General features: G+C 42.5%; 13 protein-coding genes and 1 riboswitch. Of the genes, 7 read left to right on the top strand and 6 right to left on the bottom strand.

Going from position 1 to position 14406, the window contains the following annotated elements; translation table 11 throughout:
* Positions 1-132: 132 nt before the first annotated feature.
* From CLI64_RS16250 to CLI64_RS16240, 3 genes are all read right to left on the bottom strand, one after another.
* The gene (locus tag CLI64_RS16250; RefSeq protein ID WP_103138179.1) at positions 133-1077 is read right to left on the bottom strand and encodes a heme o synthase; all 945 of its coding nucleotides are present in this window, start codon (positions 1075-1077) and stop codon (positions 133-135) included.
* The gene (locus CLI64_RS16245) at positions 1074-1376 is read right to left on the bottom strand and encodes a hypothetical protein (protein WP_103138178.1); all 303 of its coding nucleotides are present in this window, start codon (positions 1374-1376) and stop codon (positions 1074-1076) included. The genes CLI64_RS16250 and CLI64_RS16245 overlap by 4 nt, the downstream gene beginning before the upstream one ends.
* Positions 1377-1497: 121 nt before the next feature.
* Positions 1498-2430 carry a heme A synthase gene (locus tag CLI64_RS16240; protein ID WP_103138177.1) on the bottom strand — a complete coding sequence of 311 codons (933 nt, stop codon included), beginning with the start codon at positions 2428-2430 and terminating at the stop codon, positions 1498-1500.
* 405 nt (positions 2431-2835) lie between these two features.
* On the opposite strand from CLI64_RS16240, the gene CLI64_RS16235 reads away from it, so the two are divergent.
* The 3 genes from CLI64_RS16235 to CLI64_RS16220 all read left to right on the top strand — a co-directional run bounded on the left by CLI64_RS16235 (position 2836) and on the right by CLI64_RS16220 (position 6486).
* Positions 2836-3918 (top strand): cytochrome c oxidase subunit II, encoded by a 1083-nt coding sequence (locus tag CLI64_RS16235; RefSeq protein WP_103138176.1) that lies wholly within the window; start codon positions 2836-2838, stop codon positions 3916-3918.
* Positions 3919-4007: 89 nt separating this feature from the next.
* Positions 4008-5726, top strand: coding sequence for a cytochrome c oxidase subunit I (gene ctaD / locus CLI64_RS16230; protein WP_103138175.1), 1719 nt, complete (start codon positions 4008-4010; stop codon positions 5724-5726).
* A 136-nt stretch (positions 5727-5862) separates the two neighbouring features.
* On the top strand, positions 5863-6486 hold the full coding sequence (locus CLI64_RS16220; RefSeq protein ID WP_103138173.1) for a heme-copper oxidase subunit III: 624 nt from the start codon (positions 5863-5865) through the stop codon (positions 6484-6486).
* 199 nt (positions 6487-6685) lie between these two features.
* On the opposite strand, the gene CLI64_RS16215 is transcribed toward CLI64_RS16220, so the two are convergent.
* Both CLI64_RS16215 and CLI64_RS16210 read right to left on the bottom strand, forming a co-directional pair.
* Positions 6686-7123 (bottom strand): hypothetical protein, encoded by a 438-nt coding sequence (locus CLI64_RS16215; RefSeq protein ID WP_103138172.1) that lies wholly within the window; start codon positions 7121-7123, stop codon positions 6686-6688.
* Between the two features lie 114 nt (positions 7124-7237).
* Positions 7238-8101, bottom strand: coding sequence for a zinc metalloprotease HtpX (locus CLI64_RS16210; RefSeq protein ID WP_103138171.1), 864 nt, complete (start codon positions 8099-8101; stop codon positions 7238-7240).
* A gap of 511 nt (positions 8102-8612) precedes the next feature.
* A riboswitch (Fluoride riboswitch) is annotated at positions 8613-8696 on the top strand.
* Between the two features lie 94 nt (positions 8697-8790).
* Between CLI64_RS16210 and CLI64_RS16205 the strand changes: the two genes are divergently transcribed.
* From CLI64_RS16205 to CLI64_RS16195, 3 genes are all read left to right on the top strand, one after another.
* Entirely contained in the window at positions 8791-10416 is a 1626-nt protein-coding gene (locus CLI64_RS16205) for a sodium:proton antiporter (protein WP_103140759.1), read from the top strand.
* Positions 10417-10423: 7 nt separating this feature from the next.
* The gene (crcB, locus tag CLI64_RS16200; RefSeq protein WP_103138170.1) at positions 10424-10897 is read left to right on the top strand and encodes a fluoride efflux transporter CrcB; all 474 of its coding nucleotides are present in this window, start codon (positions 10424-10426) and stop codon (positions 10895-10897) included.
* 159 nt (positions 10898-11056) lie between these two features.
* A complete protein-coding gene (locus CLI64_RS16195) occupies positions 11057-11710 on the top strand; it encodes a Uma2 family endonuclease (protein ID WP_103138169.1) in 654 nt (217 codons plus the stop codon).
* 27 nt (positions 11711-11737) lie between these two features.
* On the opposite strand, the gene CLI64_RS16190 is transcribed toward CLI64_RS16195, so the two are convergent.
* Positions 11738-12952 (bottom strand): murein transglycosylase A, encoded by a 1215-nt coding sequence (locus CLI64_RS16190; protein WP_103138168.1) that lies wholly within the window; start codon positions 12950-12952, stop codon positions 11738-11740.
* A 306-nt stretch (positions 12953-13258) separates the two neighbouring features.
* Between CLI64_RS16190 and rsgA the strand changes: the two genes are divergently transcribed.
* The gene (gene rsgA, locus CLI64_RS16180) at positions 13259-14320 is read left to right on the top strand and encodes a ribosome small subunit-dependent GTPase A (protein ID WP_103138166.1); all 1062 of its coding nucleotides are present in this window, start codon (positions 13259-13261) and stop codon (positions 14318-14320) included.
* Positions 14321-14406: the final 86 nt, after the last annotated feature.

Here is a 14406-nt window from a genome sequence, read left to right as displayed (position 1 = left end):
GACAATTATCAATTTGCTAAGGTAGTCTCAATAGAAAGTTTATATTAATTTATACTTGTAGTCTAATAGAATATTATTTAATTTTTAAGAATGCGATCGCGTTGACTTTGAGGGGCGCGATCGCAAACCGTTCTAAGCCATGAAATTAATCACGGCACTAATCAGATGATGGGTAATGGGCAGACTATCAATCACCATCGCTAAACACAACAGCATCATATAAGAGATGGAGAAGAGAAACACATCTCTAGCTGTAGTACGGTCTTCAGGGTTGTGTAACAAACACCAAGATTTGCGGATAAATAAACCGCCTAAACCGGCGGCGAAAGCAGCGTAAATAATGCCGCTAGCGTGGAGGGGATAAACGAGTAACAGCGTTGAGAAGACTGTTATCAAGGTGTAGTACCAAATTTGCTTGACGGTAACTTCGGCCCCTTCCACTACAGGTAACATGGGAATTCCCACCTTGGCGTAGTCATCGCGAATCATCAACGCCAACGCCCAGAAATGGGGAGGAGTCCACAAAAAGACGATCGCAAAAATTAACCATGCCGCCCAGCTTAAAGTGCCTGTAACAGCAGCCCAACCAACTAAGGCGGGAATCGCCCCAGCCGCGCCACCAATGACGATGTTTTGGGTACTATGACGCTTTAACCAGTGAGTATAGACCAAAACGTAAAAGATAATGCCGGATAATGCTAAGGAAGCGGCGAGGAGATTGGCGAATACGGAAAGGAGTGTAAAAGAAAGGATAGCCAGAGCGATCGCAAAAATCAATGCGTCACGGGGCTGAACCCTCCCAGAAGGCATAGGACGATGACGCGTCCTCTCCATTTCATAATCAATATCGCGATCGTAGATACAATTAATGGTCTGTGCGCTAGCAGCTGCTAAAGTTCCGCCAGCTAGAGTAACTATTAACAATAAAGGGTCTACTTCGCCTTTTGCCGCAATCCACATACTGCCGGCAGTAGTAATTAAGAGCAATGGGATAATTCTAGGTTTAGTTAGCTGATAATAGCTTTGAACTACCTGAAGAAAAGTTTCGTGGTGGCGAGAGACATTAGTCTCGATCATTTTGACTGTAATTCCTTTTTTTTCAAGAACTTATGTGCAGCCCTTGCTCTAGATTGGTAATCCTTGCCTTTACTACTGCCATGTAGAGAGTTGATACCAATTCGCAATTCGCAATTCGCAATTCGCAAAGGTTTCTGAATTTGGGTATGTTGCAGAATTTTGGTGAATTGGTTACGAGTCAAAAAGGCAAGAAGACGGTAGAGTTTGAGCTTCAGTTGTAGAGGTAAGGTTTGCAAGTGATGATGGGAAGGAGGAAACGCTTCCGGCTTGCTAAGATACCTTCCTCCCCACTGTTTCATAGTTTTTTGTTTTCAGCAGTTCATTATCAACATAGAGGGACTGAGGATTGGGAAAGATAAAAGTCATGAAAAACAACATCTTTTGCTTTTTGACTTTTGACTTCCTATCGCCTATCACCCCTTAAATTTTGGCTTCGATTTCCCGATTTTCAGCCCAGTCGCGCAGGGCAAGGACTGTAAAGGCTACTAAAGAACCCAAAAGTGTCGCGCCTACTGCTTGGTGAGAGACTGTCAAGGGTTCGACTTGCAGATGTAATCGGAAAGTGGCTACCCCCAAGACGAGTTGTAAGACTAACAGCACACCGGACATATTCGCGAGTCTTCGCAAAGCTGGGTGTAATGCTGGTGTCCGCCAGGAAATTAACACTACTGCTAAGGTGGCGACGGTGGGCGGTACTAGTCCAAAAATATGGGTGTACATCACATCGCAAAGTTGAGAACCCCCAAAGCACTGGTGTAAAGCCCAACGAGAACCAACTAATGCACCTAAAAGACTTTGTGCATACACAAAAATTGCGGCTGTCAAACCCACCCACGGCAGTTTCCCGACGTTACCTGTTCCTTGGTAGGGAGTGAGGGCAATGCCAATAATTAAGAGGGTAGTGAAAAACAGTAACGCTGTTCCCAAGTGGGCTGTGACGATATCAAATCGTAACAATTCTGTGACTGTAAGTCCGCCCAAAATCCCTTGGAAGACGATGAGAAATAGAGCAAATGTCCCCGCCCAAGGTAGCCAACTGGGTAAGGCGCGACGATGCCACCAGGATAAACCACATAAGGCGATCGCACTCACGCCAATTAAACTGGCATCTAGACGGTGAAACCATTCCAAGAAGACTTGGAGATTCATTTGTTTAGCTGGTACTAGTTCCCCATAGCAAAGTGGCCAGTCTGGACAAGCTAGCCCCGCATTCATCACCCGCGTAGCACTGCCTATAGCCATCAAAATTAGGGTAGCTATAGCCATTCTCCACACTAAGCGACGAATCATTTCCTTGGGCTTTTGGATTGCCGTTGCTGTTTCATTTTGTTGTTCTAGGACAAATTCACTCATGAACAATACCTTCTGCCCACTCTTTGGTAGAACTGCTTACAGTTTGCAATTTTCATAACTTACCTATCTCCACCCTAGCGTAAGGACTAGGGTTTAATGTTCGGCGTTATATTTAATAATTTGAATCACTTTTACCCTTAATAGCCGGAAGCTTTAGGTATTTTTAAGTTGTCAGGAATTGGTTAATTTTCATACAATTTTCTTTTCTAAAATTTTCCTTAAATTTTTCTAATTGTTGTTATCTACGCTTGTAAGTATCCACTAAGTCTCTTTTACTCAAGAATAGTAAAGTAGTCGAAAAAATTAATAAAAATTTCAGAACGGTTGAGTCAATAATTAATAGCCTAGACTACCTTAGTAAGTGAGTTACTTTAAGATCACGTAATTAATTCATTTAAGTGAGCCGTGAAAATTCCAAGTTCCATCTGGACATTATTAATTGGCATTGGGCTAACCCTGGTTAGCCTGTGGTACGGTCAAAATCACGGTTTGTTGCCAACAGCCGCCTCTGATGAAGCCGTATTAGTGGATGGTTTGTTCAACACGATGATGACCGTCTCAGCAGGTATATTTTTAATTGTTGAAGGTGTATTAATTTACTGTGCAATTAAATATCGTCGGCGGGCTGGTGATCATGAAGATGGCCCACCAATTGAAGGTAATGTGCCTTTAGAAATACTATGGACAGCGATCCCCGCCATTATTGTTATAGGTATTTCTGTCTATAGTTTTGAAGTTTACAATGACATCGGTGGTTTTGATCCCCACGCCATCCATGAAGCCCCCATCATGCAAGAATCAATGGCGATGCCGGGAACCGCTCTCGCGGCAACTTTAAACGATACTCCACCTAGTAATGAGCCTAACCTCAACCAACAAAAATCTGATGAGGCGATGCAAGACCCTGCTACAGCCGCAGTCCGCAATGCTGATCAAATTCCCCAAAAACGGGAAGCACCGGGTGTAGGTAGCGTGTCTCCTAGTCTTGGTGCGAGTCCTGAAAAAGCAGGCAAACCACCCGAATTAGAAGTTAACGTCACAGGTTTACAATACGCATGGATTTTTACCTACCCCGAAACAGGTGTAACCTCTGGTGAACTGCACGTTCCCATTGGGCGGGAAGTCAGAATTAACATGACAGCAAATGATGTCATCCATGCTTTTTGGGTACCTGAATTCCGCCTCAAACAAGACGCAATCCCCGGTAGACAAAGCGAACTCCGCTTTACACCCAAAACCGCAGGTGACTATGCTCTGATCTGTGCAGAACTTTGTGGCCCCTACCACGGTGCAATGAGAACTCAGGTGGTAGTACAGAAACAAGAAGACTTTGATAAATGGATACAAGAGCAGTTAACGGCGAGTAATGACACGCTTAAAGAAGCGATCGCCCTGAATCCCGCCACAGTATCCCCCGATGAATTCCTCGCACCCTACACCAAAGAGATGGGAATTCACCCAGAAATGTTACATCAGATTCATAAGTAGGCAGAGGGCAGGGAGCAGGGAGCAGGGGGAAAAACTTAACCTAATCCTCAATTTTTGAATTTTGAATTTTGAATTCGGAGCGAAGCGACGTGACACAAGCTCAGTTACAAGAAACTGCCAACATCCCTGCTCATATTGACGAGCCAGGGATCAGAAAATGGCAAGACTACTTTAGCTTCAATACCGATCACAAGGTCATTGGACTGCAATATCTCGTTACTTCGTTCATTTTTTACTGCATTGGCGGCGTTCTAGCTGACTTGGTGCGTACAGAACTGCGAACTCCAGAAGTAGATTTTGTCAGTCCAGAAGTTTACAACAGCCTGTTTACACTGCACGCCACAATCATGATTTTCTTGTGGATTGTGCCTGCTGGGGCGGGATTTGCCAACTTCTTGCTGCCCTTGATGATTGGCGCAAAAGATATGGCATTTCCTAGACTGAATGCTGTAGCTTTTTGGCTCATCCCTCCAGCCGGATTGTTGCTAATTATCAGTTTAGTGATTGGAGATGCCGCCGAAGCAGGTTGGACTTCCTACCCTCCCTTAAGTTTGGTAACAGGACAGGTAGGTGAGGGCATTTGGATTATGAGTGTCCTGCTTTTGGGTACGTCGTCAATTTTGGGGGCGATTAATTTTCTCGTCACCCTGCTCAAGATGCGTATCCCCACAATGGGTTTCCATCAAATGCCCTTATTTTGTTGGGCGATGCTGGCGACTTCGGCGTTGGTTTTACTGTCTACACCAGTTTTAGCCGCCGGTTTGATTCTGCTAGCTTTTGATTTATTGGCAGGAACGACATTTTTTAATCCCACTGGTGGTGGTGATCCGGTAGTTTATCAGCATATGTTCTGGTTTTACTCCCACCCGGCAGTGTACATCATGATTTTGCCGTTCTTTGGGGCAATTTCCGAGATTATTCCGATCCATTCTCGTAAACCAATTTTCGGTTATAAAGCGATCGCCTACTCATCTTTAGCCATTAGTTTCTTAGGGCTAATTGTTTGGGCGCACCATATGTTTACCAGTGGTATTCCTGGCTGGTTGCGGATGTTTTTCATGATTACTACCATGATTATCGCCGTACCTACAGGGATTAAAATTTTCAGCTGGTTAGCGACGATGTGGGGAGGCAAAATCCAGTTCAACAGCCCCATGTTGTTCGCAATGGGTTTTGTCGGTACTTTCGTGATTGGTGGGATTAGTGGTGTGATGTTGGCAGCCGTGCCTTTTGATATCCACGTCCACGACACTTACTTTGTAGTCGCACACCTACACTATGTCCTGTTCGGTGGTAGCGTTCTGGGAATTTTCGCCGCCATTTATCATTGGTTTCCCAAAATGACGGGACGAATGATGAATGATTTTTGGGGTAAAGTGCATTTTGCTCTAACAATTGTGGGTTTGAATATGACATTCCTACCCATGCACAAATTAGGACTGATGGGGATGAATCGCCGTGTGGCTCAGTATGATCCCAAGTTTGCCCTGTTAAATGAAATCTGTACTTACGGCTCTTATATTCTGGCTGTTTCCACACTTCCCTTTATCATCAACGCTATTTGGAGTTGGTTGTACGGAGAGAAAGCTGGTAATAATCCCTGGAAAGGACTAACCTTAGAGTGGATGACCACTTCACCGCCAGCGATTGAGAATTTTGATACACTCCCAGTCTTAACCACTGGCCCTTATGACTATGGTGTCGCACACGCACCAGCAAATGTATCGCCATCAGAGAATCCTGTACTCAGAGCTGATGCTGATGAACCATATCCCAGCATTGAGTCTGACATAGAGACTAGAACCTAGGAAGAGGCAGGGGGGCAGGGGGCAGGGAGCAGGGGAGACAAGGTAGAATTTTTTACCAATCTCCAATCCCCAATCCCCAATCCCCAGTCCCCAATCCCCAATCCCCAATCCCCAGTCCATTTATTATTTAACATTCATGCAAAGTCAAACAATTGACCCAGCGAAAACGGAACTGAATCATCACCATACAGCAGAGACAGTTGGTCATCATGAAGAACATCCCGATCATCGTCTATTTGGGATTTTTGTGTTCTTGATTGCTGAAGGGATGATTTTTATGGGGTTGTTCGGAGCTTATTTAGCTTTCCGTTCAACTATACCTGTGTGGCCGCCAGCCGGGACACCAGAATTAGAACTCTTATTACCTGGAGTTAACACTGTTAACCTGATTGCCAGTAGCTTTGTCATGCACAATGCTGACACTGCCATCAAAAAGAATGATGCTAAAGGGATGCGTACTTGGCTGGCTATCACCGCCGCAATGGGTGCGATTTTCTTAGTAGGACAGGTTTACGAGTACACACATTTAGAATTTGGCTTAACAACTAACCTATTTGCCAGTGCATTTTATGTGTTGACTGGATTTCACGGACTGCACGTTACTATCGGCGTTTTAGCCATCTTAGCTGTGTTGTGGCGATCGCGCACTCCTGGTCACTACAGTAAGGAAAAACACTTTGGTGTAGAGGCTGCGGAAATATATTGGCACTTCGTTGATGTAATTTGGATTATTTTGTTCGGATTACTGTATTTACTGTAGGTATTAATTAATAGTTGTTCACTCCACGCGGACAACTTAAGATTCTACACCCCCCTCTGGGGGTTTTTTTGTTGGGACTGGGGGTTGGGAAGATGGGGAGTGTGGGGAGTGTGGGGGGAAAGATTTCTTCCCTATCCTCCCACACCTCCCACACCTCCCACACTTCCTGCTTGCCCCCTGCTCCCTGCCCCCCTGCCTCCTATCGCTGACGAGGTGCGTTAAAGGCTTCCCATCCAGCTTTGACTGCGTTTTGTAGACGTGTATTAAAATCTACAAACTCTTTCATCATTAAATGCCAGTTTCTTTCTGTTTCTTCTTGAAACACTGCCCAGAAATATTCTAAGCGATCGCTTCCGGTAAGGCGTAGCCCATCACGCTCCATAATTTTTTCACCTTCAATTGCTTCCCGTGCTTTCCGAACCACATTTAAATAAGTTTCACGAGTAAGTTTACCTGCTGATTCTGCCTCTGCTTGAGCGCGTCTTCTCAACGCTTCAATTAAAGCTTTCGTTTCGCGTTTCACTTCATCAGTTTCACCAGCCATTTCTGTTTCTACTAATTCGTCAGTTTGGGAGCTAACTTCTACCACGATAGTAGATTCCACAATTTCTACAGATTCAAGATTGTCATAAGTCATAGTTGAAACATCCTCTCTGTTGTTGTTAGTTATTAGTCATTAGTCATTAGAGAACAGGGAACGGTTTTTCTCATCTCCTCTACCTTGTCTGCCTTGTCTCCAATGCCCCATGCCCTATGCCCTAATTTGCTGTTCTATTTTCAGTAATTGTTCAACTCGTGCTTCGGTTGCGGGGTGACTGGAAAATAAATTACCCAGGAATTGTCCAGAGATGGGGTTGATAATTAGTAATGGTTCAAAAGCGGGGTTAGCGTCTAGAGGTAATTGCCTAGCGGTGGCTTCTAATCTTTGCAATGCACGAGCTAAGGCGCGGGGATTACCTGTTAATCTAGCAGCACCAGCATCGGCAGAAAACTCTCTTGTGCGGGATATTGCTAATTGAATAATTGTCGCTGCAATCGGGGCGAGAATAACGGTTAATAAGACTCCTAAAGGATTACCGCCTCTTTCGTTATCTCTGCCACCTACACCCCCAAACCATAGACTATAACTTAACATCTGCGCTAAGAAAGATATTGCACCGGCAACGGTAGCAGCTACGGCTTGGGTTAAGGTGTCTCGGTTAATAATATGTGTGAGTTCGTGAGCAATTACCCCTTCTAACTCATCTTCTGGCAAAATATTTAAAATACCTTCGGTAACGGCTACTGCTGCGTGTTCTGGATCTCTTCCTGTAGCGAAAGCATTAGCAGTTTGACTAGGAACAATATACACTCCAGGCATAGGAATATTAGCCCGTTGCGATAATCTCTGCACCATCCGATATAGTCCTGGTGCTTGACTTTCGCTCACAGGTTGGGCTTGGTAAACTGCAAGGGCAATTTTATCTGATTGATACCAAGAAAATAAGTTAGTGACTGCGGCTAATCCAATACCTACTATTAAGCCACCAGTGCCACCGATTACCCAATAACTAATAGCAATTAACAAGCCACTGAGAGCAGCAAGTAAAGCAACTGTTTTAAATTGATTTCCCATATTTTTAATCTCCTGCTAATGCTGTTCTGATGTTTTGTAGTTGTGTTAAAAAACAGCATTATTGAAGCCACACTCTGATTGTATCTAGCCCGACTCATCCGTAGGGTACAGATAACCTGTCATCTGAGTACGGTTTTCCCACTCATGGCAATTTTGGATTTTGGATTTTGGATTGAAAAATTTAATTTAACGACTAAGTGTAACAGGGTAAATAATTAAAGATTTGTAGAGAGAACCAAAGTTCTCTCTACGAGACGCTCCGCGAATAAAAAAGGACTAAAGTCCTTACTACGAACTCAATCCTAATGTTTTTATACTACTATTCCACCCGATTGATTTTGACAGCTTGCGGGTGTTCAGATACCCGACTTCTTTAAAAAAGTCGGGTATCTATAACCTGTCACAATTTGTGTGGCGGACTACTACTTAACATAGTTTGGTTTTTTCAAGTCTTTCTACTTATGAGACTATGAAATCATTGATGTATTTCCCGATTTAAGGTATCGTAAAGTTAAATAATGGCAATGGAGCTTGCCAAAACCGCTATTCCAGGACGGAAAATATTATCTGGAAAGCTGATGGCTCCTACTTTCCTCGCTGATTGCAGGATAGTAGGAGTTTGTTGTATTTATCTCCAGATTTCCTGTAGTCAGCATTTATCTACAAATCGCTGCTATGGAGGTTACTGGATGTTATTTAGCATATTGTGGATTTTAATGATGGGCTTTTTTGTCGGTCAAATTGCCCGTCGTTTAGGTGCGCCGCCTTTAATTGGCATGATTTTAGTAGGTATTATTCTGAGTCCTTCAGTTTTTAATCTCATCACTCCAGATGTGTTGGGTGCATCTGATGAGTTGAGAACTGTAGCTGTGATGATTATTTTAATGAAAGCGGGGCTGGGATTAGATCGGGAAAAACTGGCGGAACAGGGAACGGTGGCGTTACGTTTGGGATTTTTACCTGCAATGTGTGAAGCGATCGCCATTGCAATTGCTGCTATGGTAATATTTCAGTTTAATTTTTCCACAGGTTTGCTTTTAGGCTGCATTATCGGTGCTGAGTCTCCAGCCGTCATTGTTCCAGGAATGCTGCGCCTCAAAAGTTTGGGTTTGGGTGTCACTAAAGGTATTCCCGATGCAATTTTAACTGGGAGTGCTTTATCTGATGTTTTGTTATTACTGGTGTTTAGCTTACTGCTAAATTTCTTACGCGATGGTGGTGTTGAGCAAATTACACTGTTTGGGGGATTTACTATCAACACCGCCTACTTACTCCCCATACAGGTAATTTTACAAGTCATTTTGGGAGTTTTATTTGGTTATTTAGCAGCCCGGTTACTAGTTTTAGTGTTAACAAAACAAAACTGGACTCAAAACGCTGTCCAAGACACTATAATTGCTGCAAGTTTGGCTTTATTTCTAGTCATTATTGCTAACAAATTACCTTACTTTTCTGGTTACTTAGCAACAATGGCGATGGGATTTTTCTTAATTGAATTAGATGCACCTTTAGCTAGAAGATTGCGGGGTGGGTTTGATAGTTTATGGGTAGTTGCTGAGATTTTTTTGTTTGTTTTATTAGGTGCGAGTATTCAATTACAGATATTAGAGAAAGTGTTATTACCTGGTGTGCTAGTTCTAGTCATTGGTTTATTGATTGGACGCATGATTGGGTGGTATCTCTCAACGTTGGGGAGTAATTGGAATTGGCATGAAAGATTGTTTCTTCTACCTGGGAACTCAGCTAAAGCTACAGTACAAGCGGCTATTGGTGCAATTCCTCTAGCTCAGGGTATCCCAGGAGGTGAGATAATTTTAGCGATCGCAGCTCTTGCTATTTTAATTACTGCGCCTTTGGGTGCTTGGAGTACGGCTGTTTTCGCACCTAAATTATTAACTAAAGGCGAAGTTGATCCGACAAAAGTAACGGTTACAACACGCACTTTATTATTAGCCGCAGTCGATACATCTAGTTTAGCTACAGAAGTTTTAACTAAAGTTGCAGATTTAGCACGCCGCAGTCATGGCGAAGCAATTGTTTTACACGTAGTTAATACTTCCAACCCGCCATCTGTGGAAAGATTACAAGCACAGGCTAAAAAAATATTATCTGATATTAGATATGAATTTATCACGGTGAATGGTGCTATTCCAGAAACCATAATTCAGATTGCTGAAACCTACCAAGCCACAGCAATTATTATGGGCAAGCGCGGACATCAACCTTGGGAAAAAGTATTAATTGGTTCGGTTTCGCAAGCAGTATTAGAATCCAGTCAAATACCTGTCATTTTATTAGAAAATCACACAAATTAGGTGCATTATGTGGTTTGGTTTTAAAAATTTACTGGCGCATAGTTTACAACTAATTACTATTGCCCCAACACTAGTGCCAGAAGTATTACAACAACCTTCAATACGGAATCCTATAGCAGTAAGTTTAGGTGCGATCGCAGGTGCTTTAAGTCGCTACTATTTAAGCTTGTGGTTCGCTCAACGCTTCGGTGTAGGTTTCCCCTACGGCACATTTTTTATCAATATTAGTGGCTGTTTGGCGATGGGTTTCTTCTTTACATTCGCTGTAGACAAAATAGCAATCATTTCTCCCGAAATACGGTTATTAGTTGCTGTCGGTTTTTTGGGTGCTTACACTACTTTTTCTACTTATGCGTTAGATACTGTTAGTCTGTTACATAATCAAAATTTCATCGCCGCCAATATTTATTTAGTCGGTAGTGTCCTTTTAGGACTTATCAGCCTTCAATTAGGTATGATTTTAGCTCGATTCTTGCCTTAGTAGGTTGTAGGAGTATGGTGCTTACTGTTACCGCACATTTTGGAACATGATGCAGGCTGTTTATACCGTTCTTTTTGAGAAGACGAATAAACACATGGTTTGCTGTCATCTGAGTATCTATTCCGCTATGATTGTGAAGTGAGCAATCAATATCTTGAGATGACATTACCCACAATCACCCAAAATATAATTGACTTAGCTCCAGGAGATGAGTTAATTCTCAGATTCAGAACTTGGGATGATTATGAAAACTTACTTATTCGTCGCCAAGATAATGCAGGACTGAAGATTAAATATAATAGTGCTACTCAAGAAATCAGAATTATGTCGCCTTTGCCAAGTCATGGTAAAAATGCTGATATGTTAGCTGACTTGGTGAAGGCTTTACTCAAAAATCAAGGTAAAGATTGGGAAGCATTTACACCAATCACTCTCAAACGTATTAACCAACAGGGAGTAGAACCAGATTATTGTTTTTATCTTCAAAATCGTCATCTCATTTTAGGTAAAGAACGTCTTGACTTGGAAATTGATCCACCTCCCGATTTAGTCATCGAAGTTGATTTAACTTCTACAACTAAAGCCACAGATTATCAAGCGATCGCACCTAAAGAACTTTGGATTTATCGTCAAAGTAATTTATCAATCTATCAGTTTGATGGACAAAATTATCAGGAAAGTGACATAAGTTATCATTTTCCTGATTTTGATGTTCAAGGACTAATCCCGCATTATATTGAACTAGGTTGGCAAGTTGGTTCTAGTGTAGCAGTACGAGAATTTGAAACATTTTTGAGAGAGGCAAGAAAATAATTCTGCCTCTACAAACAAACGCCTAATTTATTTCAACAATAAGTAATATATAGAACCAGTAGTGACTGTAATACCGGCGCGATCGCCTGCTAAATCACCATAGCCTAAGAAATAATCAACTCTCCCAGGGCCTTTGATAGCACTACCTGTATCTTGATCTAAGACAAAGCGGCTGACTCGGCGTTGCACTAGTTTCTTACCCCGTTCTGGATAGGGAAATGTAGCATTAATTACTGCTAATGCTCCGGGAGGCATAATAGATTTATCTGTGGCAATGGAACGTTCTGGTACTAACGGCACACTAATACTACCTGTAGCTGGTTCACCTTTGGTCTCTTTGAAAAAGATAAACCTTTCCCAGCGTGGTAAATAATTATCCATTGATTTGGGGTTTCTCTGAAAATAACGGATAATTCCCGGCATATTTAATTCTTCTTTCGAGAGTTTGCCATCTTGAAATAACAATCTCCCAATACTTGTCCAAGGGTAATCTGTTCCGCGTACAAAGCCGACACTAGTTTGAGTTCCATCAGTCAAGTTAAGTTTGGCTGAACCTTGGATGTGAATCATGTATGCTTGAAAGCGATCGCGTAACCAAAACATTTCTAAACCGTTTAATCGGCTTTTATTCCCTAATAAACCGTTTACCCCTTCTAATTCCAGGCGTGTCGGATGGGGTTTAGGCCATTGTTCAAAATCTGCGGGTAAGCGATAAATAGGATATTTGTATTGTGCTGTGCGGGTGCGACTGGCTTGATAAATCGGTGCGTAGTAAGCAGTAAACTTGACTGTGCCTTGATTATCATCACCCACTGACTGATAAAATGCAAACTCACGCTTGACAGATGCTTGCAGTTGTGCAGGTGATTTGGCTGTAGCTACCAACTGACGAAACCGTTGTAAACTACGGCGTACTCGGTCGAGGGTAATTTCTTTAATAGGGTAATTATTATAAGCTGCGATCGCTTTTGGTGTATTTAAATAACTCAAACTATTGTCAATTGATTTTAATAGAGATTGGCGATCGCTTTTTAAACTGCCATGACCGAAAAACAATTGTTCATCCCAACCCAAACAAGTACGCGCAGGTTGACAAGTACCAATATCCACCAGTTTTAACGCAGGCGTTACCTGAGATGGTGGTGCTGCTGGTTGGGGAGTTACCTGACTGACAGCAATTGGTAACGGGTTGAAAAGCGTTATTCCCAAACCCAAGGAAAATAAAGCCAACGTTCTTTTCATGTTCTACCTCATCTCAGGTTTGCGTCATTGATCAAACATTAGGACATTAGATCAAAGCTTTAGTTTCCGCCAACTATACTAAAAACTCTGAAGTTAGTAAAAGTTTTTCTGAAATGGGCTAATGTAGTAATGTAGATTATTTCCTGTAGTATGCCAAGGAGAAAAAATATGACTGTGTTTGTTGCTGTCCGGGTTACTCTCCCCATTTCTACCCAAACTACACAAAGCACAATCTTGCAGGAATAAATCTTAATTCCTCTTGTGTAGCTTTGTGTGTCAAAAGCAACACACATCGAGGAAATATCCATGAATTTGACAGATTTAGGCTGGAGTGACTTTTTTGCTCACAGCTTTGCGCCCTATGGCGAAAAAGGATTTAATATTGCTAGGGTGGCGATCGCCTATAAAAACACTTACATTTTGTATGGTGAACAAGGCGAACTCACAGCAGAAGTTTCAGGTAAATTCAGACATCGCGCCCATCAACCTGAAGATTTTCCCGCCGTTGGGGATTGGGTTGTTATCCAAACACTAGAATCAGCAGCCCAAGCAACTATCCACGAGATTTTACCAAGAAAAAGCCAGTTTTCCCGCAAAACAGTCGGCAGTAAAACCGCCCAGCAAATCGTTGCTACTAATGTAGATACAGTCTTTCTCGTCTCAGGTTTAGACGGAGACTTTAACCCCAGACGCATCGAAAGATATCTGATTTTGGCTTGGGAAAGTGGCACGAATCCAGTTATCGTCTTAAACAAAGCAGACTTATGCAACTGTTTGGATGATTACCTATCCGAAGTAGAAACAGTTGCCCTTGGTGTACCTATTATTGTATTAAGTGCTACCACTAGCCAAGGATTATCCGCCTTACAACCTTACCTACAACCAGGACAAACCGTAGCGTTATTAGGTTCTTCCGGGGTGGGGAAATCTACCATCACCAACCAACTTAAAGGCGAAACAGTGCAAACTGTGCAATCAGTCCGGCGCGGTGATGACCGGGGTAGACACACAACTACACATCGGGAATTGATTTTACTACCAACTGGCGGCTTAATTATTGATACACCAGGAATGCGGGAAATTCAGATGTGGGGAAGTGAGGACAGTTTGCAAGCAACTTTTGCAGACATCGAGGCTTTAGCCAAAAAATGTCGCTTTCGTGATTGTCAGCATCAGCATGAACCAGGTTGTGCAGTGCAGCAAGCATTGATCGAGGGAACACTAGATACCTCTAGACTTGTTAGTTACCAAAAATTGCAAAAAGAACTGAATTATTTGGTACGCAAACAAGATCATCAGGCGCAGCTAGCCGAAAAAGAACGGTGGAAGAAAATCCATAAAGCTATGCGACATCACCACAAATACTGACTGTTTTACAGCACTGGCAAACTTCTGCTAAAACTACTGATCTAATTTTTAGCAATTGCATCAAGATATTAAATAATTTTTATATT

The sequence above is a fragment of the Nostoc sp. CENA543 genome, assembly GCF_002896875.1.
In the GTDB taxonomy this organism is placed as follows: Bacteria; Cyanobacteriota; Cyanobacteriia; order Cyanobacteriales; family Nostocaceae; genus Trichormus.
Note: the sequence above shows the minus strand (reverse complement) of the source record. Positions and strands in the feature narration are given on the sequence as shown.